Genomic DNA, 20,459 nt, shown 5'->3' with positions numbered 1-20,459 from the left:
GATCACCTCGTGGCCATGGTACGACCGGCGATCACGCGCGCAAAGGGGGTGGGGTGACGGCGATGGTTAGCTCTTGCGCTCAGTATCTCGACGCGCAATACTTATCCGCATGGCTCAGTATTTCGCACCGCTTGACGACGTCTTCCAGGCTCTCGCCGACCCGACACGGCGCGCGGTGCTCAGCCGGCTCGGCACCGGGCCTGCGACCGTCAGCGAACTGGCGCGGCCGTTCGACATGGCCCTGCCCTCCTTTATGAAGCACATCCGGCTGCTCGAGAAGAGCGGGTGGGTGCGCACGCGCAAGGTCGGTCGGGTGCGCACCTGCACCATCGACGAGACGTCGTTCGCCGCCGTCGACGGCTGGCTCGCGGCGCAGCGCGACCTCTGGGAGGGCCGCGCCGACCGTCTCGAGAACTTCGTCACCGCCACCCAGACCCAGGAGAAGAGATCATGACCGTCGACACCGCCACACCCGTGCAGCCCGACTTCGACCTCACCATCACCCGCATCATCGCCGCGCCTCGGCCGGCCGTCTGGAGGGCGTGGACCGACAGCGCCAGCTTCGAGCAGTGGTGGGTTCCCGCGCCGGCACTCTGCCGGGTCCTCGACATGGAGCTCGCGCCCGGCGGCTCGTTCCGCACCGAGATCAGCGAGGGCGGCGGCGATTTCGGCCCGCACATCACCGGCTGCTTCCTCGCCGTCGACGAGCTGGAGCGCATCGTTTTCACCAACTCGCTCGTCGCCGGCTGGCGGCCCGCCGAGTCGCCGTTTATGACGGCGGTCATCACGTTCGCCGACCATCCGGACGGCACCGAGTACATCTCCCACGTGATGCACCGAAACGCCGCCGACCGCGCCCTGCACGAGGAGCTCGGCTTCTACGACGGTTGGGGCACCGTCATCGGGCAGCTCGCGGGACTCGTGGAGAAGACCGGCTAGGCGGCGACGCCGTACTTCTTCATCGCGGTCTCCACGATCTCGAGACCGTCGAGGCCGGGCATGCGGGAGATGTGGTCGTCGAGCTTGCGGATCTCCCGCATGCCCTCGTCGCCGGAGAACAGATGCCCCATGACGTGGGTGACCTCGTCGGGCTCCATAACGCTTGAACCGACCGGGCCCCAGGCCTTCTTCAGCGCGAAGCGGGCGAGCACCCGCGCCTTCTTGCTGGCGGCGAGGCGTTCGCGTGCCTGCGTCGCGTAGAAGGCGACGTGCTTGGCCTCCTGCTTCGCGATGCGCTTGAGCAGCACGGCGAGAACCGGGTGCTTCTCGAGGTCGGCGAGCCGGTTGTAGGCGGCGACGGCCGACCACTCGTTGGCGGCGCCCCAGATCATGTGCACGGCGATGAAGTCCTTGCCGACGATGTTGCCGAGCAGCGACTGCTTGACCGGGTCGAGCTTGTCCTTCCAGCCCAGCTTCAGGCGGGTGGCCTTGAGCTCGTCGAAGTCGACGGTCACGCCGTGGGCGCCGAGCACCGCGGCGAGGGCCTCGCCGTGCCAGAACTCCTCGCGGTTCCACATGGTCATAAACGCCGAGACCTCGGGGTCTTTGTGCGACGGAGTCACCAGCATGTCGCGCAGGTAGCAGACCGTGTGGTACTCGATGTCGCACATGTAGCGCAGGCTGCGCAGGGTCGACTCGGGCAGCGGGTTGGTGCGGAACTCGTCGAAGTCGAGGTCGCTCCAGTTCACGTTGACGCTGGTCTCGGTGTACTTGTCGATGTCGAATGCCATGTGGATGCCGCGGCTCAGCTTGCGCTGGACCGCTCTCCTTTCTCGGGACGGAGCGCTGTCACAGATGCGTTCGGAACGGCGGGCGTCTTCAGTTTGCTCGTGGCACCCCACGACTGGATCGCCCAGCGCCGCGCCTGCGCGTGGCTGTAGAGCTGGGTGTCGGGGTTGACCGCGCTCGGGTTGCCGAGCAGCTGCAGCCAGGCGACGTCGGCGTGCGAGTCGCCGTAGCCGTACGACTGCGTGAGGTTGTAGCCGTGCTGTTTCGAGTACTCGCGCAGCCAGGCGGCGCGGGCCTCGTCGACGAGCGGGGGAGCGGCGAGGTAGCCGGTGAGCACCCCGTCGCGCTCGTGCATGCTGCCCGCGACGATCTCGTCGAAGAACGGAGCCAGCGGGGTGGTCATGAGGTCGATGGTGCCCGTGACGAGCACGGTGCGGTGGCCGGCCTCGCGGTGGGCCTGGGCGCGGCGCAGCGCGTCGGGAAGGATGTGCGACATCAGCTTGCGGCCGAACCGGCCGCGTACCAGCTGCTCGATGCGGTCGACGCGGATGCCCTCGTACCGGCGCATGAACGTGCGGATGAACTCGCCGCGGTCGTGCCGCTCGGCCCGCAGGTATCTGGGCGTGGAGAGCACGAGACCGGCGAGCTCGCGGGCCATGAACGTTTTGGTGATGCCGAGCCAGATGTACTGCTGCACGAGGTTGGACTCGAGCACGGTGCCCTCGAGGTCGAAGACGGCGACGACATCCGTCCGCACCGGGAGCGCCCGCTCCGCCCGCTTGTTCGACTGCGGGCGGTTGGCGAAGGCCTTGGTGAGCGCGGTGATCGCCGGAAAGTGCACGCGCTGGAAATAGTCGTTCCAGTCGATGGATGCGACGTCGAACCCTTGCGCGGCGCGCTTGTCCTCCGGGATCGAGTTGTGCAGCCGCTTGGCGTTGCTGTCGTCGAAGATGATCTCGGTCTGCACGTAGGCGCGGTACAGCTCGGTGTAGCCGCGCAGCGTCTCGAGCGCGCTCTGGTTGACGTGCACGCCGTCGAGCCACTTCTGGGTGCGCTTGGTCGACGGAAGCCGGGTGATGGCGCGCTCGGCGAAGTCGGCGATGTCCTCGCGGCGCCTGAGCGCGCTCTCCACCTTGCGAGCGCCGGGGAACCGCCAGAGCGGCACGCTGATGTGGCCGTCTTCGTGGGGGAGCGGGTTCGCCGTGAAGAACTCGTTGACGTTCTCGTACATCTCGTGGAACGGCAGCGGGTTCGAGGCGCCGGAGTTCACGTGGTAGTACTGCGGATCCTCCGGATCCGGGTTCGTGCCGGCCGCGGCGATGATCGCGTTGACCACGAAGTCGACCGGGATGATGTCGAGGATGGAGTCGGGCAGACCGGGGAAGTCGGGCAGCTGGCCGCGCCCGTAGGCCAGGATGAGCGGGTCGGCGACCTTGAAGCCGTCGATCCAGCCGGGGAACGGATGGCTGATGGCGCTCTCGATGATGGCGGGCCGCACCACCGAGAGGCGGTGGCCGGCCTGCGCCCACAGCTCTTCGGCGGCGCGCTCGCCGAACGCCTTCGTCAGCGTGTAGACGTCGGTCCAGCCGAGGCTCTCGGCGCGGGTGCGGCCGTAGTCGACGAGCTGCTTGGTGACCCACTCGGCGCGGGCGGTCTCGGCCGCCCGGGCGACGGCCTGCGGGCCGGCCTTGCCGTTCGCCGAGCGCGAGCGGTGGATGAAGCGGCGCAGGTTCTCGGGTTCGCGTGAGGCGAGCTCGACCTGTTCGCGCGCCTTCTCGGCCGCGACGGCCTCGGCGCGCCAGTCGACCTCGTGGGTGAGCGACGCCTCGGGCAGGACGCCCTTGCGGATGCCGCCGACGTAGCAGGTGGAGACGTGCACGACGTGCGGGTCCGACCCCGACTCGAGCAGTGCGCCGTAGAGCCCGAGGGCGCCGCCGACGTTGGTGTCGAACGCCTCGTCGATGGGCGGGTCGAACGAGACTGTGGATGCGCCGTGGATGACGACGTCGATGTCGCCGGGCAGGGCGGTGATCGACGTGAGGCTCCCCTCGACGACGGAGACCCGTTCGGCGAGGACGCGCGCGGCCTCCTCGTCGCCGACGCTCTCGCGCCAGGTGCGGAACACGGGCTTGCGCAGCAGGTTGGCGAGCCGCGTCTCGGTGGTCGCGCTGCCCTTCTTGCGCACGAGGATCGACACGCGCGTGTCGGGATGCGACGAGAGCAGTCGCTCGAGCACGGCCTGGCCGACGAATCCGGTGGCGCCGGTGAGGAAGACGTGGGCGCCGTCGAGGCCCTGCTTCGTGGGGGCGCTCACGCGCGCCCTCCGCGGTGGGCTGCGACTGCACGGGACATAAGACTGAGACCTTCCTGGCCGGGGAGAGAGGAGATTCTGTCGTCGATCGCCGCGACGGTGGTCGGCGCGCCGGCGAACAGATAGTCGTAGAAGAACGCGGTCTCGGATGCGGCCTCGGCGCTCGCGCCCACCGGCCACCCGGTGCGCACGATCTGGCGCGCGACGACGGCGCGGGTGCGTTCGGAGGTGGCGAGCCGGTCGCGCGCCTGCGCCTCGAAGAACTCGAGCTGGCGTGCCTTCACTTGCAGCAGAGTGTCGACGATGGAGCGCAGTGCCGGGTTCGGGTCGAGCTCGGCGACCCGCTCGAGCGCGGCCTCTGTGAGCCACTCGTCGATCGTGCCGACCGTCATGTGCACGGCGATCATGTCCTCGCCGATGCGGTTGGCGCGGATCGAGCCGGTGATGGGGCGCACCCGGTCGCGGATCTCGCCGAAGAACGCTCCGATGCGCGACTGCCTCACGGGGGCGGGCAGCACCACGGCGGGATGCGCGTCGACGACATGCTGCAGGGCGTCGGCGATCCAGAACTTCTCGAACGCCCATGTGCCGAGGAAGGCGGTGACCCGCGCGTCCTTGTGCGTCGCGGTGACGAGCACGTTGCGCAGGTGCCCCATCGTGCCGCTCTCCGCGGCGACGAGGAGGCGCAGCGCCCTGAGGGTGTCGGCGTGAAGCGGGTGCTCGGCGAAGGCGGAGAAATCCATGGTCGCGCGGTGGCTGCCCACTGCGGTCCTGGCGTATTCACGCACGCTGAACCCCTGGGCTGGAACGGCCTCGCGAGGCCCGTCGGTCGTATCGCGCACAGTGCTCTTTCGCCGGCAAAATTACTTGGGTGACGGAAGTCTATTCGATGAGCGATACGCCCTGCGTAGCGTATTCTTTCCGAATGGCTACTGCTCTCATCACGGGTGGGACGTCGGGCCTCGGCGCAGAGTTCGCCCGCACCCTCGCCCGTCGCGGATACGACCTCGTGCTCGTCGCGCGGAACCTCGAGCGACTGGATTCCACCGCGGGCGAGCTGCGCACCAGGTTCGGCGTCGACGTCGAGACCTTTCCGGCAGACCTCTCCGACCGGGCGGACGTGTCGCGGGTCGTCGACAGGATCACCGACGACACCCGCCCGATCGAGCTGCTCGTCAACAACGCGGGCTTCGGGGTGCACACGCCGCTGACGTCGGAAGACACCAGCAGTCACGACCTGGCCATCGAGGTCATGATGCGCACCGTCCTCGTGCTCGGCGGAGCCGCCGGGCGCGCGATGCGTGCCCGCGGGCACGGGGCGATCATCAACACCTCCAGCGTCGCCGGGTTCATGGCGATGGGCAGCTACTCGGCGGCGAAGGCGTGGGTGACCAGCTACTCGGAGGGGCTAGCCGTCGAACTGCACGGAACCGGCGTCCGGGTCACGGCGCTCTGCCCCGGCTGGGTGCGCACCGAGTTCCACGACCGTGCCGGAATCACCACGAGCTCGATCCCCGACGCCCTGTGGATCGACGCCGGACTCACGATCGAGGCGGGTCTGCACGCCTCCGACCGCGGCCGCGTCATCGTCATCCCCTCGGCGCGGTTCAAGTTCCTCTTCTTCTTCGTCCGCTACCTGCCACGCAGCGTCATCCGCGCCATCTCCGGCAAGATCTCCGCGAGCCGGCGCGACTCCGTCGAGTCCAACGCATGACGGTGACGCACCTCCACCGGTTCTCGTCATCCGGTCACGCCGCGGCGCGTTTCGTCGCGCAGCGGATCATCCTGAAGTCCGTCGTCTGGACCCAGACCAGGGTGACCGTCGTCGGACGAGAAGCGCTCGAAGACCTCACCGACCCCTTCATCGTCGTGGCCAACCACTCGAGCCACCTGGATGCGCCCCTCATCACCGGCGCCCTGCCCCGAGCGCGGGCCCGCTACCTCGCCGCGGGCGCCGCGGCCGACTACTTCTTCGACGTGGCGTGGCGCCGCGCCCTCACCGCGCTCTTCTTCAACGCGTTCCCCGTCGACCGCAGCGGCAGCGGCGCCCGGTCGGGCCTGGCCAAGGAGCTTCTCGGCCGCGGGGTGCCGCTGCTGATCTTCCCGCAGGGCGGCCGGTCGAAAGACAACACGATCGGGCCGTTCAAGCCCGGCGCGGCGACCCTCTCGGCGATGACGGGCGCGCCCTGCGTGCCGGTCGCCATCGTCGGAGCCGCGGCGGCGATGCCCCCGGGACGCAACTGGCCGATGCCGGGGCGTCCGCCGATCGTCGTCGCGTTCGGCGAGCCGACCGTGGCCGCGCCCGGCGAGACCGCCGCCGAATTCTCTGCAAGACTGCACCGCACGGTGTTGGAACTGCACGCCGCACACGCCGCCTAACCGAGCCGGCACGCCCGGCAGCGCCGGGGCCGCTCGCACTACGAGAAAGAAGACCGATGACAGGCGTCAAGCACATGAAGTGGTGGGGCTGGGGAGTCGAGGGCGTGGCCTTCAACTACGACAACAAGCCCGGATTCGCCCCCTTCGTGAAGAAGGCCGTGGGGCTCGACCTCTCGCAGCCGGCCGGCGCTCCCGTCGCCTTCTCCGACCTGACCCTTCCCTCGAGCACCATCGACGACGCGTTCCTGTCGAAGCTCGTCTCGATCGTCGGCGCCGACAACGCCATCACCGACGACGAGTTGCGCCTCGTGCACACCTACGGAAAAAGCATCCGCGACCTGCTGCGCGTGCGCGCCAGCACGCTGCCCCGGATGCCCGACGTGGTCGTATACCCGGCCGACGAGGCCGAGGTCGCCGAGATCGTCGCCCTCGCCGTCACGGCCAACGCCGTCATCATCCCCTTCGGCGGCGGAAGCAACATCTCCGGCAGCCTGGAGCCGCATCCCGGCGAGGCTCGCGTCGTGATCTCGCTCGACCTCGGTCGGCTCAACAGGGTCGTCTCGATCGACGAGGGTTCGGGCGTCGCCCGCATCCAGGCCGGCGCCCAGGGTCCGTACATCGAGGAGCAGCTGAACGCGCGCGGCTGGACCATGGGGCACTTCCCCGACAGCTTCACGCACTCCACCCTCGGCGGCTGGGTGGCCACCCGGTCGTCGGGCATGCAGAGCGACAAGTACGGCGACATCGCCGACATCGCGCGCGGACTGCGCATGGTGCGCCCGGCCGGCATCGTCGACATCCGCCCGGTGCCGTCGGCGTCGACCGGACCGAGCGTGCGCGAGATGATCCTCGGAAGCGAGGGCCGCCTCGGCGTCATCACCGAGGTCACCGTGCAGGTGCACCGCACCCCCGCGGTCCGCGAGATCAACGGCTATCTCTTCCCCAGCTGGGAGGCGGGCATCGCCGCGATGCACGAGATCTCCGAGAGCGACGCGCGCCCCACGGTCACGCGTGTCTCCGACGCGCGCGAGAGCGGCTTCTCGTTCGCCACAGGAAAGGCGAAGACCGGCTTCGACCCGCAGAAGGTGCTCATGGCCTACCTGCGCAGGCGCGGCTGGAACCTCGAGGGCATCAACCTGTCGTTCATCGGCTTCGAGGGCAGCGCGTCGCACGTCGCCTACGAGAAGAAGATCGTGAAGCGCATCGTGAAGAAGCACGGCGGCCTCGCCGTCGGCAAGGGCCCGGGCGTGCTCTACGACCAGAAGAAGTTCGACACCCCCTACCTGCGCGACTTCCTCCTCGACCGCGGCGCCGCCGCCGACGTGTCGGAGACCGCGGCCCCGTGGTCGCGGCTCAACGAGATCCACGACGCCGTGTATGCGGCCGCGAACGAGGCCTACGAGAAGATCGGCACGCCCGGCTGGATCATGAGCCACCTCTCGCACTCGTACCACTCCGGCGCGTGCCTGTACTTCACGTTCGCCTTCGTGCACGACGGGGAGAACGCGATCGCCCAGTACGACGTGGTCAAGTCCGCCATCCAGCAGGCGTTCGTCGACCACGGCGGCACCATCTCGCACCACCACGGCGTCGGCCGGGAGCACGCACCCTGGCTCGAGCAGGACATCTCGACCGAGGGCGTCGCGCTGATGAGCGGCCTGTTCGCCACCGCCGACCCGAAGAAGAACTTCAACCCCGACAAGGTGATCACCTACTAGTTCTACGCGCTGAACCCCGGCCAGAGCAGGGCGAGCACGGAGTCGGCCCACTCGTCGTCGAGCTCGCCGCCGCGGATGAGCTGACCCATCAGGGCGCCGAGCAGCATCGTCGCGGCCAGGCCGATGTCGAGATCGGCTCTGAGGTCGCCGGCCGCGACGCGCTCGTGCAGGAAGCGGGTAAGGCGCACCGAGCGCGCCTTGATCATGTCGCGCATCATCTCGTTCGACTCGGGATGCTCGTTGAGGATGATAGAGGCGGCGGCGCCGCGGCCGACCATGTTGTCGGCCATCCGTCCGGCGTCGCGCAGCAGCCACATGAAGGTCTCGTAGGTCGAGAGGTCGGTGGGGATCTCCACCTCCGGCTGCGACGACTCGACCGCCGCGCGCAGCAGCTGTTCGCGGTCGGTGTAGCGACGGTAGATCGTGGTCTTCGCAATGCCGGAGACCGCTGAGACCGACTCGATGTTGACCGCCGCCGGCCCGCGCTTGCGCAGGATGTCGAGCGTCACACTGAGGATGCGGGCGTCGATCGCGCGACCGCGCACCGCCTTCACCTGCTGCGCTGCGTCGACCTGCTGCGCTGCCTCGGACTGCGGCGCTGCCTCGGACCGCTGCGCTGCCTCGGGCACGAACTTCCCTCCGTCGACCACGTGAGGGTCAATCGTAACCTTCATCGCTACGCGTCGCGTGTCGATAGCGGCGCGGTTCCCTGTGGATCGCCCCTGCGTCTAGCATCGGCGTATGGTCCCCGCCGCCAACCTCGTCGCGTTCTCGCTCGCCGCGCTGCTGCTCGTCGTGCTGCCGGGGCCGAGCGTGCTCTTCGTCATCGGACGCGCGCTCGAGATCGGCCGGGTCGGCGCCCTGCTCAGCGTCGCCGGCAACGCGCTCGGGATGCTGGCGCAGGTCGTGGCGATCGCACTCGGGCTCGGGGTCATCCTCGAGCAGTCCGTCGTCCTGTTCACGATCGTGAAATTCGCGGGTGCCGCGTTCCTCGTCTATCTCGGCGTCCAGGCCATCCGTCACCGCAACGCGAGGGCGGTGAGGACCGCGGATGCGCCCACGTCGTACTGGCGGTCGCTGGCCGAGGGCGCGGTCGTGGGTGTGACCAACCCGAAGTCGGTGGTCTTCTTCATCGCCGTGCTGCCGCAGTTCGTCGATCCCGGCGTCGGCGGTGTGCCGCTGCAGATGATCGAGCTCGGGGTCGTCTTCGCGCTGCTCGCCCTCGTCTTCGACAGCCTCTGGGCGCTCGGCGCCGGGTTCGCGCGCGACTGGCTCGGACGCTCGCCCCGCCGCCTCTCGCGCCTGGGCGCGACCGGCGGTGTCGCGATGATCGGCCTCGGGGTGGGGCTCGCGGCGACCGGCTCGAAGCACTGACCCGGGAGTTCTAGCCGAGACGCGGCGCGGGTTCGCCGTTGACGAGCACGTCGCCGTCGTCGGCGAACCCCTCCGGAAGCTCGATCACGAACGTCGTGGCCGCCATGTCGGCGGTGCAGACCTCCGACTCGCCCGTGTACTCCGCCCACAGACTGAGCGCCTCGGTGCTGTCACGGTCGTACGACACCGGCTCGACCGGGCAGCTGCTGCTGCCGAACGTCACCAGCGCGATGCGGCCGGGCACGTCGGCGACCCAGCCGGGCTCGAACGTCTCGTCGAGCGCCGCGCCCGGTGGCAGGCCGGGATACCTATCGACCACCGTGACGGGTGCGGATGCCGTCGGCGCCGCCGATGGTGCGGCGGTCGCCGGGGCGTCGGTCGGCTCCGGCAGGGGAGGGATCGACGGCTGGGCCGCGCAGCCGGAGAGGAGCAGGGCGAGTCCGATAGGAACGAGCATTCGTCGCATCGCACCAGTCTGTCGGTTCCGCGTCATCCACACGTCCACCTATCGACTGATTTTCGCCCTCCTGACCGGATATCGGCCGAAGAACGAAGGAGATCGTGGCGCGACCGGCCCTGAAACGATCCGAACCGCGCTCACCTGGCAGTATCTCCTTCGTTTTCGGTCACCGGCGGGCGGGCCGCACACGCGGCTACTTCGTGAAGATCTCGTCCTCCATGGTGTCGTAGCCCTCGGCCTGCGGGTCGCCGTGCAGGCCGCCGCTCAGCGCGTACTCCTCCTCGGGCGAGAGCACGAGGCGGTGGCGGCCGTAGACGGCGAACCCGATCAGTATCAGCACGTAGACCACGACGATCGCGACGATCGCCGGCAGGTAGGCGGGGTTGAAGAGGAACCCGAGGAACACCAGCAGGGAGATCGCGGCCGCCGAGTATGCGCCGAACAGCCCCCACGGGCTGCGGTAGGGCCGCGCGGCCTTCGGGAACTTGCGACGCAGGATGATGAACGACACCATCTGCAGGAAGTACGCGAGCACCGCGCCCCAGACCGCGATGTTGAGCACGATCGCGCCGGCGACGCTCGCCGCGCCGCCGAGCAGGTCGACCACGACGAGCGCGACGAATCCGAGAACGGCTCCGACGACCAGGGCCACCCACGGCGTCTGGCGTTTGCCGGTGAGCGAGAACACCTTCGGGTAGTAGCCGGCTCGCGACAGCGAGTACATGTTGCGCCCGTAGGCGAACATGATGCCCTGCAGCGACGCGAGCAGGCCGACGAGCGCGAGCAGCGCGAGCACGGCGGCCGCCTCGTCGCCGACGATCGCGCGGAAGCCGTCGAGCAGCGGCTCGGCCGAGACGCCCATGGCCTCCGCACCGATGACGCCGGTGTTGAGCACGAGCACGAGCAGGCCCGTCACGATGAGGGTTCCGCGGGCCCAGAGTCCGGCGCGGGGAATGTCGCGGGCCGGGTTGTGCGCCTCCTCGGCGGCGAGCGGCAGCTCCTCGATGCCGAGGAAGAACCACATCGCGAACGGCAGCGCGAACAGGATGGGGAAGACGCCGTGCGGCAGGAACTCCGTCTGGCCCTCGTCGGGGACGATGTCGAACAGGCTGTCGAAGCTGAAGACGCCCGAGAACACGGCCATCGCCGAGAAGACCAGGAGGATACCGATCGAGATGATCGAGACGACGATCGCGAACTTGAACGAGATGTTGGCCCCCGCCGAGTTCAGGGCGATGAACACCGCGTAGAGCACGATCCACCAGATCCACATGCTGTTCGACAGGTCGAAGTTCAGCAGCTCGGCGGTGATCGAGTTGGCGTACTGCGCCGAGAAGAACACCACGACCGCGGTCGTGGCCACGTACTCGATGGTCTCGGCGAGACCCGTCACGAGCCCGCCCCACGGCCCCATCGCCGAGCGCGCGAACGAGTATGCGCCGCCGGTGTGCGGCATGGCCGACGACATCTCGCCGATCGAGAAGGTGAGCCCGTAGTACATCACCACGAGGATCGCGAAGGCGATGAGCATGCCGCCGAAGCCGGCGAAGTCGATGCCGAAGTTCCAGCCGGAGAAGTCGCCCGAGATCACGGCCGCGACCGCGAGCCCCCACAGCCCCCATACTCCGGCCGAGCGTTTGAGGCTGCGCTTCTCGAAGTAGCCCTCGGCCGCCTTCTTGTAGGTGACGCCGGAAACGCTTCTGCCCGACTTGTCGGTCATGGTGATCCTCCAGAAAGCACGCACGGGTCGCGACGGCGCTGGCTGCGCCCGCCGCGCGGTTATCCGAGAGCTTGGCGGCTATTGGTGGCCTCTGTCTACCTTTGGGTGTAAACAACTCATTACGAGATTCGCGGATGCCACGGCAGCACTGTGGTGTAATGGTCGGGTCAGCGACACCCAGAGTCTCACCACGATCAGATCGGCTGCCATGACCACGCTTCCCAGCACCCCTGTTTCGGGCAATCTCACCATCGAGCAGCTGACCGAGCTGGTCGCGCAGAAGCAGATCGACACGGTGATCATCGGGTTCACCGACATGCAGGGCCGCCTCGTGGGCAAGCGCGCGTCGGCGAGGCTCTTCCTCGAGGAGTTCGCCGAGCACGGCGCCGAGTGCTGCAACTACCTGCTCGCGGTCGACGTCGAGATGAACACCGTCGACGGCTACACGATCTCGTCGTGGTCGAAGGGCTACGGCGACATGGCGATGATGCCCGACATGAACACGCTGCGCGTCGTGCCGTGGCTCGAGGCGACCGCGCTGGTGATGGCCGACCTGACCTGGCTCGACGAGGAGCCCGTCGTGCAGTCGCCGCGCGAGATCCTCAAGGCGCAGATCGCACGCCTCGCCGGGCACGGCCTCGTGCCGTACTCCGCCACCGAGCTCGAGTTCATCGTCTTCGACGACAGCTACCGCTCGGCGTTCGCGAAGGGATACACGGGTCTCACTCCCGCCTCGGACTACAACATCGACTACGCGATCCTCGCCTCCACGCGGATGGAGCCGCTGCTGCGCGACATCCGCAACGGCATGGACGGAGCGGGGCTCTACTGCGAGGGGGTGAAGGGCGAGTGCAATCTCGGCCAGCAGGAGATCGGCTTCCGCTACGCGCACGCGCTGGCGACCTGCGACAACCACTCCATCTACAAGAACGGGGCGAAGGAGATCGCCGACAAGCACGGCAAGTCGCTCACGTTCATGGCGAAGTTCAACGAGCGCGAGGGCAACAGCTGCCACATCCATCTGAGCGTGCGGGCCGACGACGGCACCCCGGTCATGGCCGGCGACGGCGCGCACGGCTTCTCCAAGCTCATGGAGCACTGGCTCGCCGGGCTGATCGCCACCACCCGCGACTTCAGCCTGTTCTTCGCCCCCAACATCAACTCGTACAAGCGGTTCGTCGAGGGCAGCTTCGCGCCGACCGCCGTCGCGTGGGGGCTCGACAACCGCACGTGCGCGCTGCGCGTCGTCGGGCACGGACAGGGACTGCGCGTCGAGAACCGCGTGCCGGGCGGCGACGTGAACCAGTACCTCGCGACCGCGGCGCTCATCGCCGGCGGCATCTACGGCATCGAGAACGAGCTCGAGCTGGAACCGATGCTCGAGGGCAACGCCTACGGGTCGGATGCGCCCCGCGTTCCCACCTCCCTCCGCGACGCGGCGCAGCTGTTCGGCGACTCGGCCATCGCGGCCGAGGCCTTCGGGCCGGAGGTCGTCGCCCACTACCTCAACAACGCCCGCGTGGAACAGGCTGCCTACGACGCCGCGGTCACCGACTGGGAGCGGGTGCGCGGCTTTGAACGCTTCTGAGCACACGGAAGAACCGACGTCGCAGGCTCCGTCGGCGCTGGCGTCGCGTGATCGCTGGCGCGATCACCATAGCTCCAGCGCGCCGCTGATCGGCCTCACCACCTACCTCGAGCAGGCGCAGACCGGGGTGTGGGACGTACCTGCCGCCTTCCTGCCGAAGGTGTACTTCGAGGCGGTCACCCGCGCCGGCGGGATCGCCGTGCTCCTGCCGCCGCAGCCCGTCGACGAGAGCATCGCGAACCGCGTGCTCGACGGACTCGACGGCCTCATCATCACGGGCGGAAAAGACGTCGACCCCGCGCGCTACGGCCAGGAGCCGCATGCGACGACGGATGTCCCTCGCCGCGACCGCGACGCCTGGGAGGATGCTCTGCTCACCGCCGCGATCGACCGCGAGCTGCCCTTCCTCGGCATCTGCCGCGGACTGCAGGTGCTCAACGTGTCGCTCGGAGGCACACTGCATCAGCACCTGCCCGACGTGATCGGGTCGACCCGGTACAACGCGGGCTACGGCAAGTTCACCGAGAACGCCGTCGAGGTGCACGCGGGCACCAAGGCGGGCGAGCTGCTCGACGACGCCGAGGCGCTCGCCGTGCACTCCTACCACCACCAGGCGATCGACGAGGTCGCGCCGGGCCTCACCGTGAGCGCCCGCAGCGACGACGGCACGATCCAGGCCGTCGAGGTCGACTCGGTGCCGTTCGGCGTCGCCGTGCAGTGGCACCCGGAGGAGAACGCCGACGACCTTCGGCTGTTCGCCGGGCTGGTCGAGGCAGCTAGGGAGTACCGAAGATGACGTCCATCACCCTCGTCAACCCGTCGGACGAGACCGTCATCCAGACGCTCGCGCACACCACCCTCGCCGAGGTCGACGACGCGATCCTGCACGCGGTCTCCGCGCAGAGGGCCTGGGCCGCGCTGCCGCCGGCCGAGCGCGCCGCGGGCCTGCGCAGGTTCGCCGCCGCGGTCGACGGCGCGATCGAGGAGCTCGCGCTTCTCGAATCGACCAATTCGGGGCATCCGATCGCCCAGGCGCGCTGGGAGGCGGGCCACGTGCGCGACGTTCTCACCTACTACTCCGCCGCGCCCGAGCGGATGATCGGCAAGACCATCCCGGTGGCGGGCGGCATCGACGTCACCTTCCTCGAACCGCTCGGCGTGGTCGGCGTCATCGTGCCGTGGAACTTTCCGATGACGATCGCGGCGTGGGGGTTCGCCCCTGCGCTCGCCGCGGGCAACGCGGTCGTGCTGAAGCCCGCCGAGTGGACTCCTCTCACCGCGATCCGCCTCGCCGGGCTCGCCCTCGAGGCGGGGCTGCCCGACGGGCTGTTCCAGACGCTGCCCGGCCGAGGCTCCGTCGTCGGCGATCGCTTCGTCACCAACGAGAACGTGCGCAAGGTGGTCTTCACCGGGTCGACCGCCACCGGCAAGAAGGTCATGGCCGGATGCGCCCACCAGGTGAAGGCGGTCACCCTCGAGCTGGGCGGCAAGAGCGCCAACGTGGTCTTCGCCGACTCCGACCTGGAGAAGGCGGCGGCGACAGCGCCGTACGCGGTGTTCGAGAACGCGGGCCAGGACTGCTGCGCGCGCAGCCGCATCCTCGTCGAGCGCAGCGTCTTCGACCGGTTCATGGAACTGCTCGAGCCCGCCGTGCGCGGCGTCAGGGTCGGAGATGTCGCCGACGCCGACACCGAGATGGGCCCGCTGGTCGCCAGGGCCCACTTCGACAAGGTCGCCTCCTACGTGCCGAACGACGATCAGGTCGCCTTCCGTGGCAGCGCGCCGACCGGCCCCGGATTCTGGTTTCCGCCGACGGTGCTGCTGCCGGGGTCGCGCACCGACCGAGTCGTCACCGACGAGATCTTCGGCCCGGTCGTCAGCGTGCTGCCCTTCGACGACGAGGCCGACGCGATCGCCCTCGCCAACGACAGCGTCTACGGGCTCAGCGGCTCGATCTGGACGCGCGACATCGGGCGTGCCCTGCGCGTCTCGCGTGGCATCGAGAGTGGCAACCTCTCGGTGAACTCGCACTCGTCGGTGCGCTACTCGACGCCGTTCGGCGGCTTCAAACAGAGCGGACTGGGCAGGGAGCTGGGCCCGGATGCCGCTGCCGCGTTCACCGAGACCAAGAACGTCTTCATCAGTACCGACTAGGAGCACCGAATGGCAATAACCAAGATCGACCTCACCCAGCGACTCGCGGGCAAGGTGGCCGTGATCACCGGGGGAGCATCCGGAATCGGCCTCGCCACCGCCCGGCGCTTCGCCGCGGAGGGGGCGACCGTCGTGATCGGCGACTTCAACGCCGAGACCGGCGAGGCCGCCGCGATCGAGGTGGGCGGGCTGTTCGTGCGGGTCGACGTGACCGACCAGGCGCAGGTCGACAACCTGTTCGACACGGCGGCGGCGACCTACGGCTCGGTCGACATCGCGTTCAACAACGCCGGGATCTCGCCCCCCGACGACGACTCGATCGAGACGACCGAGCTGCCGGCCTGGGACCGCGTGCAGGACGTCAACCTCAAGAGCGTCTACCTGTGCTCGCGGGCGGCGCTGCGCCACATGGTCGCGCAGCAGCGCGGTTCGATCATCAACACCGCGAGTTTCGTGGCCGTGATGGGCAGCGCCACCAGCCAGATCTCGTACACGGCGTCGAAGGGCGGTGTGCTCGCCATGACCAAGGAGCTCGGCGTGCAGTTCGCACGCCAAGGCATCAGGGTCAACGCGCTGTGCCCCGGCCCGGTCAACACCCCGCTGCTGCAGGAGCTGTTCGCCAAGGACCAGGAGCGCGCCCAGCGCCGCCTCGTGCACATACCGGTCGGCCGCTTCGCCGAGGCGGAGGAGCTCGCGGCCGCCGTCGCCTTCCTCGCCAGCGACGACGCGAGCTTCATCACCGCGTCGACCTTCCTCGTCGACGGCGGGATCAGCTCCGCCTATGTGACACCCTTGTAAGAATGACGGATGCTTCGGCGGTGACGGGTTCCGGGGGCGGAGCCCTCGAGCCGCCGAGTCTCGCCGACGAGGTGGTCTTCCGGCCGGTGCGCAACGGCAACGCCTTCGAAGACACGGTCGCGCGGCTGCTGCAGGCCGTGCGGCTCGGCATCGTGGAGCCGGGAGGGGCGCTCCCCGCCGAACGCGACCTCGCCGCGCGCTTCTCGGTGAGCCGCGACACCGTGCGCGACGCCATCCGGTCGCTCGCCGACGCCGGGTACCTCGTCGCGCGCCGCGGCCGGTACGGCGGCACGTTCGTGAGCGACCGCCTGCCCGTCGAGGGAACGGGGGAGCCCCAGGCGGCCTCGCCGTCGATGGCGGAGATCGACGACGTGCTTGGCCTCCGCGAGATCCTCGAGGTGGGGGCGGCACGCGCCGCCGCGGGGCGCAGCCTCTCGGCAGCCGACCGTGACACGCTGTGGCAACGGCTCACCGAGACATCCGCCGCCTCGGTCGACGACTACCGCCGCCTCGACTCGCGCCTGCACCTCACGATCGGCCAGCTCGTCGGCACACCGACGCTCGTCACGCTCATGGCCGACAACCGCACGCGGCTCAACGAGTTGCTCGACCACATCCCGCTGCTGCCGCTCAACATCGCGCACTCCAACGAGCAGCACGAGACCATCGTCGCGGCGATTCTCCGCGGCAGCCGCGACGACGCCGCGGCCGCGATGAGCGAGCACCTCGAGGGCTCGGCTGTGCTGCTGCGAGCCTTCCTCTCGTAGACGCCTCTCTCTCGTAGACGCGTCTGTCGTAGAAGCGCTTCTACCAGACGACTTGTCACCCGTACAGGGGGTGAGTCTCGCCGTCGCGCGCGGCGTACCGTCGGCTTACTTCGTTTCCCACCGCCGTGGGTCGAGGCTACGTCTCGGCGCACGACTGCGCCCAAAATGAGGAGACCCGTGTGAAAAAGTCCACTCTGCGCTGGCCGATTATCGCCGTCGCCGGCGCCCTCGTGCTGACCTCGTGTGCCACGGGAACGGGGGGTCAGAACGACGATGACGTCGACTACGACCCCGACGCCGAGCTGTCGGGAACCATCAACGTGCTCGGCTTCGGTGCGGGCGACGAGATCGCCACCACCCGGGTCGATGTGGCGGAGGAGGCGCTCGGCGACGATGTCAGCGTGAAGCTCGTCGAGGGCGACCTCGACATCCAGCAGCTGCTCTCCTCCATCGCGGCGGGCGACCCGCCAGAGCTCATCTACGCGAACCGCGACCAGATCGGCTCGCTCGCGGCACGCGGGGCGATCCTGCCGCTCGAGCGGTGCATCGACGGCGAGGGCATCGACACCGACCAGTTCGTCGACTCAGCCCTCGAGCAGGTCACCCTCGACGGCAAGATCTACGGAATCCCCGAGTTCAACGTCGTGCAGCTCACCATGGCGAACACCTCGCTGCTGCAGGCGGCCGGGTTGGGCATCGACAGCGTCAACGGGTCGGACTGGGCCAAGGTCACCGCTGCCGCGACGGCGCTCCTGCAGGGCAGCGGCGACGAGATCTCTGTGATCGGGGTCGACTCGAAGATGCCCGAGTTCTTCCCGCTCTGGGCGAAGGCGAACGGGGCCGACCTCGTCTCCGACGACGGGCGCACCGCCAACCTCAACGACCCGAAGGCGGTGGAGGCTCTCGACTTCGCGGTGAACGTGTACAACGTGCAGGGCGGTTTCGCCCCGATCAAGGCGTTCCGCGACTCGGCGGACTTCTTCGGCGCCGAGAACCAGTACGCGTCGAACGAGCTCGGCTCGATGTGGATGGAGCAGTGGTACGTCAACGTGCTCAACGACGTGTCGCCCGACGCCACGATCAGCTTCGACACCTTCCGGACCCCCGAGGGCGAGCCGCTCGCCTTCGCCAGTGGCTCAGCCTGGGCGATCCCCGCGGGCAGCGAGACCGCCGCCGCGTCCTGCCGGTTCGCCAAGGCGATGACCGCGACCGACACCTGGATGGAGGCCGCCAACGCCCGGGTCGACCTGCGCGCCGAGGAGGGCAAGCCGTTCACGGGCCTGCTCACCGGCAACGAAGACGCCGACGCCGCGATCCAGGAGCTCGTCACGTCAAGCGGTAGCGCGCAGTGGGACAGCGCGGTCGAGGCCACCTACCTCGCCAACGAGAACACCTTCAGCCTTCCCGCGAACCCCGCGGACGCCGAGTTCAAGAAGGCCTGGCAGGATGCCGCGAACGAGGTGTTGACGGGCGATGCGACCGCGCAGGAGGCCCTCGACAAGGCCCAGGACGAAGCACAGGACGCCCTCGACGAGGCCTGGGCGAAGTTCGAGGAGTAGGCCGGTGAGCACAGTCGTATCCGCCGCCCAGCTCAGCGCACGCCGCCGGCTCTCCAACCGGCGCGAGACGGTGGCGGCGCTGCTGTTCATCAGCCCGTGGATTCTCGGGTTCCTCATCTTCACCGTGTGGCCCGTGATCTACAGCGGCTACCTCTCGTTCACCGACTACGACGTCATCAACGACCCGAACTTCGTCGGTCTCGAGAACTACGTGACCATGTTCGAGGACCCGCGCATCGCGCTGTCGCTCACGAACACGCTGATCTACACGATCCTCTCGGTTCCCGCTCACATCATCGTGGCGCTCGCCCTCGCGATGCTCCTGCTGCGGGCGGCGCGAGCGTCCGGCTTCTTCCGCACTGTCTTCTTCCTTCCGAAGATGACACCGGCCGTGGCCGTCGGCGTGCTCTTCCTGCTGCTGTTCAACGGGCAGGACGGCCTCATCAACAAGATGCTGCGGGCGATCGGCCTGCCGGCGCCCTATTGGACCACCGACCCGTTCTGGGTGAAGCCGGGTCTCGTGCTGATCAGCCTGTGGGCGATGGGTTCGTCGATCGTCATCCTGCTGGCGGCGCTGAAGAACGTGCCGGTCGAGCTGTACGAGTCGGCCCGCATCGACGGGGCCAACCTCTGGCAGCAGACCACACGCATCACCGTGCCGATGATCAGCTCGACCATCTTCTTCCTGGTGATCATCAACACGATCGCCGGGTTCCAGATGTTCACCGAGGCGTACACGGCGTTCTTCGGCTCGGGCAACACCACGTACAGCAACGACGCCGCACTGTTCTTCGTGATCTACCTGTTCCAGCAGGGCTTCGAGTTCCTGAACATGGGCTATGCCTCGGCGATGGCGTGGCTGCTGTTCCTCGTGATCACGATCTTCACCGTGGTGCAGTTCGTCGTCTCGAGACGGCTCGTCTACTACGAGGGAGACCAGCGATGACCTCCACACTGGATCCGACGGATGCCGCGGCTCGCGCCGCGGCCCCGCTCGCCGCCGCCGAGACCGCCGAGGCCCCTAGAGTCGTCCCTCCGCGCAGGCGCACCACACGTTCCCGCATCGCACGGGTGGTGCTCTACGTCGTGCTCGCGGGGTGCGCCGTGGTGTTCACGTACCCGTTCGTGTGGCTGGTGAGCGCGTCGTTCAAGCCGCGCAGCGACGTGTTCGACAATCTGCTGATCCCGAAGAACTTCACTTTCGAGAACTACCTCACCATCTGGCAGGAGGCGCCGATCGGCGTGTGGCTGATCAACTCGGCGATCGTCACCATTCTCGCCGCGGTGACGGTGACCGCGTCGAGCGCCATGGTCGCCTGGGGCTTCGCCTACTTCCGTTTCCGCGGACGCGGCGCGCTGTTCGCGCTCGTGATCGGCACGATGATGCTGCCTGGCGCGGTGACCATGATCCCGACGTTCCTCATCTGGAACGGTCTCGGCGCGACCGGCACTCTCACCCCGCTGTGGGCGCAGAACCTGTTCGGCAGCGCGTTCTACATCTTCCTGCTGCGGCAGTTCTTCCTCGGGCTGCCGCGCGAGCTGTTCGAGGCGGCGAGGATCGACGGCGCGAACAACTGGCGCATCTTCACCCGGGTCGCTCTGCCGTTGTGTCGGCCGGCGCTCGCGGTGACGTTGCTGTTCGAGCTGCAGGCGTCATGGACCGACCTCATGCGGCCGCTGATCTATCTGCGCGACAGCGACACCTTCACGGTTCCGCGCGGCCTGAAGTCCCTGCTCGACCAGTTCGGTTTCGGCGGCGAATACCACTGGGAGATCATCGTCACGGCGAGCGTCATCACCACCGTGCCGATGATCATTCTGTTCTTCATCGGGCAGAAACAGTTCGTCGACGGCATCGCCACCACCGGGACGAAGGGCTGAGGAGCCCTCCGCACCGGGAACG

Annotated in this window: 20 protein-coding genes; 14 read left to right on the top strand and 6 right to left on the bottom strand. The window is 68.5% G+C overall.

The features are described 5' to 3' along the window. The first annotated feature begins 109 nt into the window (after positions 1–109). On the top strand, positions 110–454 hold the full coding sequence (locus ABIE21_RS14725; protein WP_354025600.1) for an ArsR/SmtB family transcription factor: 345 nt from the start codon (positions 110–112) through the stop codon (positions 452–454). Then, positions 451–939 carry an SRPBCC family protein gene (locus tag ABIE21_RS14720; RefSeq protein WP_354025599.1) on the top strand — a complete coding sequence of 163 codons (489 nt, stop codon included), beginning with the start codon at positions 451–453 and terminating at the stop codon, positions 937–939. Before ABIE21_RS14725 ends, ABIE21_RS14720 begins: the two co-directional genes overlap by 4 nt. On the opposite strand, the gene ABIE21_RS14715 is transcribed toward ABIE21_RS14720, so the two are convergent. The 3 genes from ABIE21_RS14715 to ABIE21_RS14705 are packed head-to-tail and all read right to left on the bottom strand — an operon-like array spanning position 936 to position 4,782. Beyond that, positions 936–1,730 carry a ferritin-like domain-containing protein gene (locus ABIE21_RS14715; RefSeq protein ID WP_354025598.1) on the bottom strand — a complete coding sequence of 265 codons (795 nt, stop codon included), beginning with the start codon at positions 1,728–1,730 and terminating at the stop codon, positions 936–938. The genes ABIE21_RS14720 and ABIE21_RS14715 overlap by 4 nt on opposite strands. A gap of 14 nt (positions 1,731–1,744) precedes the next feature. Next, entirely contained in the window at positions 1,745–4,042 is a 2,298-nt protein-coding gene (locus ABIE21_RS14710; protein WP_354025597.1) for an SDR family oxidoreductase, read from the bottom strand. Beyond that, entirely contained in the window at positions 4,039–4,782 is a 744-nt protein-coding gene (locus ABIE21_RS14705; RefSeq protein ID WP_354025596.1) for a hypothetical protein, read from the bottom strand. The genes ABIE21_RS14710 and ABIE21_RS14705 overlap by 4 nt, the downstream gene beginning before the upstream one ends. A 182-nt stretch (positions 4,783–4,964) precedes the next feature. Here ABIE21_RS14705 and ABIE21_RS14700 point away from each other — a divergent pair, with 182 nt between their 5' ends. Genes ABIE21_RS14700 through ABIE21_RS14690 form a run of 3 tightly spaced genes read left to right on the top strand, consistent with a single transcriptional unit; the run spans position 4,965 to position 8,136 of the window. Then, the gene (locus ABIE21_RS14700; protein ID WP_354025595.1) at positions 4,965–5,753 is read left to right on the top strand and encodes an SDR family NAD(P)-dependent oxidoreductase; all 789 of its coding nucleotides are present in this window, start codon (positions 4,965–4,967) and stop codon (positions 5,751–5,753) included. Next, positions 5,750–6,418: a lysophospholipid acyltransferase family protein gene (locus tag ABIE21_RS14695; RefSeq protein ID WP_354025594.1), complete on the top strand. Its 669-nt coding sequence runs from the start codon at positions 5,750–5,752 to the stop codon at positions 6,416–6,418. The genes ABIE21_RS14700 and ABIE21_RS14695 overlap by 4 nt, the downstream gene beginning before the upstream one ends. 56 nt (positions 6,419–6,474) lie before the next feature. Next, a complete protein-coding gene (locus tag ABIE21_RS14690; RefSeq protein ID WP_354025593.1) occupies positions 6,475–8,136 on the top strand; it encodes an FAD-binding oxidoreductase in 1,662 nt (553 codons plus the stop codon). A gap of 2 nt (positions 8,137–8,138) precedes the next feature. Here the strand turns inward: ABIE21_RS14690 and ABIE21_RS14685 are convergent, their stop codons facing one another. Next, entirely contained in the window at positions 8,139–8,810 is a 672-nt protein-coding gene (locus ABIE21_RS14685; protein ID WP_354025592.1) for a TetR/AcrR family transcriptional regulator, read from the bottom strand. A 67-nt stretch (positions 8,811–8,877) separates the two neighbouring features. Here ABIE21_RS14685 and ABIE21_RS14680 point away from each other — a divergent pair, with 67 nt between their 5' ends. Beyond that, the gene (locus ABIE21_RS14680; RefSeq protein WP_354025591.1) at positions 8,878–9,510 is read left to right on the top strand and encodes a LysE family translocator; all 633 of its coding nucleotides are present in this window, start codon (positions 8,878–8,880) and stop codon (positions 9,508–9,510) included. A gap of 10 nt (positions 9,511–9,520) precedes the next feature. Here ABIE21_RS14680 and ABIE21_RS14675 read toward each other — a convergent pair whose 3' ends face one another. Together ABIE21_RS14675 and ABIE21_RS14670 are read right to left on the bottom strand one after the other, a co-directional pair. Next, entirely contained in the window at positions 9,521–9,976 is a 456-nt protein-coding gene (locus ABIE21_RS14675; protein ID WP_354025590.1) for a membrane lipoprotein lipid attachment site-containing protein, read from the bottom strand. Positions 9,977–10,163: 187 nt separating this feature from the next. After that, entirely contained in the window at positions 10,164–11,690 is a 1,527-nt protein-coding gene (locus ABIE21_RS14670; protein WP_354025589.1) for an amino acid permease, read from the bottom strand. A 208-nt stretch (positions 11,691–11,898) separates the two neighbouring features. On the opposite strand from ABIE21_RS14670, the gene ABIE21_RS14665 reads away from it, so the two are divergent. The 8 genes from ABIE21_RS14665 to ABIE21_RS14630 all read left to right on the top strand — a co-directional run bounded on the left by ABIE21_RS14665 (position 11,899) and on the right by ABIE21_RS14630 (position 20,437). Next, a complete protein-coding gene (locus tag ABIE21_RS14665) occupies positions 11,899–13,278 on the top strand; it encodes a glutamine synthetase family protein (protein WP_354025588.1) in 1,380 nt (459 codons plus the stop codon). 37 nt (positions 13,279–13,315) lie between these two features. Beyond that, on the top strand, positions 13,316–14,074 hold the full coding sequence (locus ABIE21_RS14660; protein WP_354025881.1) for a gamma-glutamyl-gamma-aminobutyrate hydrolase family protein: 759 nt from the start codon (positions 13,316–13,318) through the stop codon (positions 14,072–14,074). Next, the gene (locus ABIE21_RS14655) at positions 14,071–15,432 is read left to right on the top strand and encodes an aldehyde dehydrogenase family protein (protein ID WP_354025587.1); all 1,362 of its coding nucleotides are present in this window, start codon (positions 14,071–14,073) and stop codon (positions 15,430–15,432) included. The genes ABIE21_RS14660 and ABIE21_RS14655 overlap by 4 nt, the downstream gene beginning before the upstream one ends. Positions 15,433–15,441: 9 nt before the next feature. Continuing rightward, positions 15,442–16,230, top strand: coding sequence for a 3-oxoacyl-ACP reductase (locus ABIE21_RS14650; protein WP_354025586.1), 789 nt, complete (start codon positions 15,442–15,444; stop codon positions 16,228–16,230). Positions 16,231–16,232: 2 nt separating this feature from the next. Then, positions 16,233–16,997 carry a FadR/GntR family transcriptional regulator gene (locus ABIE21_RS14645; protein WP_354025585.1) on the top strand — a complete coding sequence of 255 codons (765 nt, stop codon included), beginning with the start codon at positions 16,233–16,235 and terminating at the stop codon, positions 16,995–16,997. Positions 16,998–17,176: 179 nt separating this feature from the next. Beyond that, positions 17,177–18,556 carry an ABC transporter substrate-binding protein gene (locus tag ABIE21_RS14640; protein WP_354025584.1) on the top strand — a complete coding sequence of 460 codons (1,380 nt, stop codon included), beginning with the start codon at positions 17,177–17,179 and terminating at the stop codon, positions 18,554–18,556. Positions 18,557–18,560: 4 nt separating this feature from the next. Further along, entirely contained in the window at positions 18,561–19,502 is a 942-nt protein-coding gene (locus ABIE21_RS14635) for a carbohydrate ABC transporter permease (RefSeq protein WP_354025583.1), read from the top strand. Then, the gene (locus ABIE21_RS14630; protein WP_354025582.1) at positions 19,499–20,437 is read left to right on the top strand and encodes a carbohydrate ABC transporter permease; all 939 of its coding nucleotides are present in this window, start codon (positions 19,499–19,501) and stop codon (positions 20,435–20,437) included. The genes ABIE21_RS14635 and ABIE21_RS14630 overlap by 4 nt, the downstream gene beginning before the upstream one ends. The last annotated feature ends 22 nt before the right edge of the window (positions 20,438–20,459 follow it).

Origin of the sequence: Conyzicola nivalis, assembly GCF_040548875.1 — a bacterium.
GTDB classification, from domain to species: domain Bacteria; phylum Actinomycetota; class Actinomycetes; order Actinomycetales; family Microbacteriaceae; genus Conyzicola; species Conyzicola nivalis_A.
Note: the sequence above shows the minus strand (reverse complement) of the source record. Positions and strands in the feature narration are given on the sequence as shown.